General features: G+C 29.6%; 5 protein-coding genes. 1 reads left to right on the forward strand and 4 read right to left on the reverse strand.

The features are described 5' to 3' along the window. The 3 genes from I6U48_RS27710 to I6U48_RS27720 all read right to left on the reverse strand — a co-directional run. Positions 1 to 1,117, reverse strand: a 1,117-nt coding sequence (locus tag I6U48_RS27710; protein ID WP_218323748.1) for an AAA family ATPase, incomplete at its 3' end; no start/stop codon positions are given. 265 nt (positions 1,118 to 1,382) lie between these two features. After that, positions 1,383 to 2,075: a FadR/GntR family transcriptional regulator gene (locus I6U48_RS27715; RefSeq protein ID WP_218323749.1), complete on the reverse strand. Its 693-nt coding sequence runs from the start codon at positions 2,073 to 2,075 to the stop codon at positions 1,383 to 1,385. A 97-nt stretch (positions 2,076 to 2,172) separates the two neighbouring features. Continuing rightward, on the reverse strand, positions 2,173 to 2,790 hold the full coding sequence (locus tag I6U48_RS27720; RefSeq protein WP_218323750.1) for a histidine phosphatase family protein: 618 nt from the start codon (positions 2,788 to 2,790) through the stop codon (positions 2,173 to 2,175). 114 nt (positions 2,791 to 2,904) lie between these two features. Here I6U48_RS27720 and I6U48_RS27725 point away from each other — a divergent pair, with 114 nt between their 5' ends. Continuing rightward, positions 2,905 to 3,792, forward strand: a complete 888-nt coding sequence (locus I6U48_RS27725) for a LysR substrate-binding domain-containing protein (protein ID WP_218323751.1) — start codon at positions 2,905 to 2,907, stop codon at positions 3,790 to 3,792. Positions 3,793 to 3,968: 176 nt separating this feature from the next. Here the strand turns inward: I6U48_RS27725 and I6U48_RS27730 are convergent. Further along, positions 3,969 to 4,365 (reverse strand): PD-(D/E)XK nuclease domain-containing protein (locus I6U48_RS27730; protein ID WP_218323752.1); only part of this gene is annotated, 397 nt, incomplete at its 5' end.

Genomic DNA, 4,365 nt, shown 5'->3' on the forward strand with positions numbered 1-4,365 from the left:
TGAAGAACATGAAGTTCCATAAGTTATCTAAGGAATCGTAGATTTCATCATAGGTTATATCTTTATGCACCGGTTTTTCTATGGTTTTCCCTTCTATTAAAAGCTCAATTTCTCTTTTAGTTACTGCATCTGCTTTTTCTATTAAACTTTTAACTATACTATTTGAACTAGTATTAGCCCAATAAGAAGTTGGTAATACATTAATATTGGCAAGCAAATCATATATAAATTTTATTACACTCCATGGGTTATAAACATTTGTCTGTCCAAATATATATCCATTGTACCAATCTTTTATCAATAAATATTTTTCTTCTAACTTATAATATCTAGTTAATTCCTTAACCTCATCATCAGAAAATCCAAAATATTCTGCATATCTATCATTTAATATAGAAATTATATTTAAATTATTTAATCCAGTAAATATACTTTCTCTTGAAATTCTAAGACAGCCTGTTATAACTGAAAACTCCAAAGAGGAATTAGTTTTCAGTGCTGACTCAAAAAGTGATCTTATAAAACTTATCATTTTATCATAAAATCCTTCAAAAAAAGCATTTTCAAGCGGTACATCATATTCATCTATTAATATTATTACTTTTTTATTGTGGTATTTTTCTAAACACTCACTTAAAAAATATAAAGAGTCAATATAATCCCCTTCTTCTCCCTGTTCCTTTAGAATTTTTAAATATCTTTCCTTTTCATATTTTAATTCCTGATCTTCTAAAATATATTCATGTCTCTTATATTCTTCTGCTATCCTTCTTCTAATAGAAATATAAGCAAGTTCAAAAGTTGGCTGCTTTGCAGACTTTAAAGACAAATTAATTACAGGATACTGTCCCATATGAGAGATGTAGGCTTCTCCCTCTTTCATTATATTTAAGCCTTCAAAAAGATAGCGCTTATCTTTCCCACTATTTTCAAAAAAATATTGAAGCATGCTAATATTTAGAGTTTTTCCAAATCTTCTTGGTCTTGTAAACAAATTAACATCTGCTTTATTATCTAATAAATCTTTTATAAGCAATGTTTTATCGACAAAGTAATAACCCCTAGTTATTAACTTTTCAAAATTATCTATTCCTATTGGCAGTGGTTTAAATTCCATCTCATCACTTCCACTTCTTTTGCAATTCTTATTATAGTAATTATACCCTAGATTGTATTCCCTTAAAAGTAATGGAATATTATTTTTAAAAGAAAAAGCTGTTGTACTAATTTATTAGTGCAGCAGCCCCATAAATAGCTTATTATTATTATCTTTATAATTAGATTTAAAGTTAATGTAAGGCTATACAATTCCATTTATCTGTTTATACTTTCTCACAAAAATATGTAGATTAACTTCTCTATCTCTATTAAATATAATATTTTTATCTGAGCATATATTCATTAGTAAATTCTAAGTGTTTTTTCATTGCCTCTGAAGCTTTTTTAGGATTATGGTTTTTCAAAGCCTCATATATCTCCCAATGTTGTTTTGCAAGTATTTCTGCATTCCTTTCTTCCACTAATATTTTCTTTCTTGCATCTTTTATGAAAGAATCAATTAAAGAAGAAATTGCATTTAAAATATTAGATATTAAATAGTTTCCTGATGCTTGAGCAATTTCATAGTGCAATTTTTTGTCTATTTTAACATTTTCCTCTTCATCTCTGGAATTTCCATATACACCCACGAGAATTTCTAAGCTTTCCAGTTCCTCATTAGTTATCCTCTTTGCAGCCATTGCCGCAGTTCCAACTTCAATAACCCTTCTTACTTCTATTATCTCAACGGGATTACTCTCTTGAATCATAAATATCATAGATAAATGTTCAAATAAACTATTTTTAAAGCTATGATTAATATAATTTCCTTCTCCTTGCTTACATTCTACTAATCCTATAATCTGTAAAGCTCTTAAGGCTTCTCTTATAGATGTTCTACTAACCTGAAATCGCTCAACTAATTCCCTTTCTGAAGGTAACTTGTCCCCTGTTTTTAGACTTCCATCTACAATCATCTTTTTAATTTGCTCCATTACCTGTTCATAAACCTTTGTGCTTTTTATTGGACTAAACAATTATATCAACTCCCACTCATATCTAACTTTGTTTCTAGTTTTGTATTAAGTTGTATTCATGCTTTTGCACCATTAGACTTATATAACTAAGATTTGTTTATCTATAGTGAGAAGTATCGCCATACATTAGAATTCTGAATACTCCATCTTTAATAGATATTTTGCAAAGACTTGCAGGTTCTATATCTGATGTGTCCCAAATATTTTGTATCTCTTGGCTATTGAAATGTGCCATAATAACTTTTAATGTAATTCGATGAGTTACTATAAGAATTGTCTTACCTCCATTTAAATTTATAATGTCTTTAATAACAGGTATAACTCTATCTTGTAACTCTTGATAGGATTCACCTAGTCCAGTAGGAACATATAGATGAGGCTTATTCCAGAAATGACTCCAAGCTTCATAATATCTACTTATGATATCTGATTGCTGCAGACCTTCCCAATCCCCCATATGAATTTCTCTTAATTCTTGTTTTACAATTATGGGAATGCAGCGATTACCTCCTATAATCGCTGCTGTATCATAAGCACGTTTGCTTCCGCTAGAATAAATGATATCAATAGTTTCTTCAAGAAGTCTATTATACAATCCCTCTGCCTGAGTTATGCCAAGCTTTGTCAGTGGTGAGTTTTTATGTCCCTGCATTCTTTTTTCTAAATTCCATTCTGTTTGCCCATGTCTAGCCAAGTATATAATAGTTTCTTTCATACGTTCCTCCTAAGTATCTTTAGTATTTATTTGTAGTATAAAAGAAATATATTTATATGTATAATATATATTATTGTAATATATATAAATAAAATATATGAATAGAGGTAGAATATGAACTTACATGGTTTAAGACTTTTCTATATAGTAGCAAAAACTAGAAGTGTGACTCTTGCAGCTGAGAAATTACGAATTAGTCAACCAGCAATCACTTCTCAGATTAAAAAATTTGAAAAAGAACTTGGCATAACACTATTTTTATCTCAAGGAAGAGGTATCCGTCTAACGGAAATAGGTGAAAGTTTAGCAAATGAGGCAAGTGTACTTTTCAAAGTGGAAGATAATATAGAGGCGCTTGTAAAAAATTATATACAAGGCAAAAATGGTACTTTAAAAATAGCTGCTAACTATCTCGCATCTAATTTTTTAATACCTAAATATGCAGCCTGTTTAAAGCAGCAGAATGAAAACATAAATATCAAAATTACAACAATGAATACTGATGCTGCTGTTAATCATCTTATTAATTATGAGGTAGATGTTGCAGTTACTGGTTGTGGAGCAATCAATTATATAGATAAAGTTAACTTAAATAAAATATCCGAAGATGAGTTATGGTTTATATCTGCTCCTAATCACCAGTATGCTAATAAAAACGTTAGTTTAACTGATATTATGCTAGAGCCATTTGTAATGAGGGAGAAAGGCAGCTATGCTAGAGTGCGCTTAGAGTCTATCTGTCACACTCATGGTATTAGATTACCAAATATAGCGCTTGAGTTTGATGGATTGCATGAAGTTCTTATGGCAGTAATGTCAGGCTATGGCTTAAATTTTTGTTCTTCAATGGCTGCTAGAGAGCTTGTTGATGTAAAAAAATTATCAAGGGTTTATGTAGATGATGTTAATTTAAAAAATGAAATTTTTATTTGCACAAGGAAAAATGAAAATACATCACCTTTAGTTAACAATTTTATCTCCACTATCAAGCACTCAAGTTAATAATATAAATTAATTATATATAGTACTTGGCCTAATATGAGTATGTCTATCATGAAGTGCAGAATAATATTAAAAAATTTCTTCCAACTGCTAAGCAGCTGGAAGAAGAAAATGTATAGCAAAACACTATACCTTTTCTTCAAACTCTGTATGAAATATTATTTAATTCAAAAGTTTTAAATTTCCATCTCTTCTCCTAATTTTACATAACAGTCCTTTTCATAAAAACTTATACCATATCTTATAATATTTTTGTATCCTTCACTTCTAAGTTCCTGGTCATAACCTTTTTCTTTAATCTGCTTTAAAGCATCCTCTGCTCTTTTTTCTAAATCATCAATATGCTTAGCTATTTTAAATTCAATGACTATAGCTACTCCTCTTTTAGATACTGATTTTATAAATAAATCACTGCGTCCACTGCCGCCTTCTCGATTTGATTTTATTATGTAATCATGCATATTAGCTAGAGTTCCCACTACAAAACCATGATAGAAATTTTCATAGGCATCATTAAAGCTTATAGTTTCCATAAGCAGTCTGCCAAGTTCGGCTTCAAAGATTTCAGCATCT

This window comes from Clostridium thailandense (genome assembly GCF_019207025.1).
GTDB lineage: Bacteria > Bacillota > Clostridia > Clostridiales > Clostridiaceae > Clostridium_AM > Clostridium_AM thailandense.

Bases quoted from the DNA above. Each gene is read 5' to 3' on its own strand.
- I6U48_RS27725 (WP_218323751.1), top strand. From the start codon at position 2,905: ATGAACTTACATGGTTTAAGACTTTTCTATATAGTAGCAAAAACTAGA.
- I6U48_RS27720 (WP_218323750.1), bottom strand. From the start codon at position 2,790: ATGAAAGAAACTATTATATACTTGGCTAGACATGGGCAAACAGAATGG.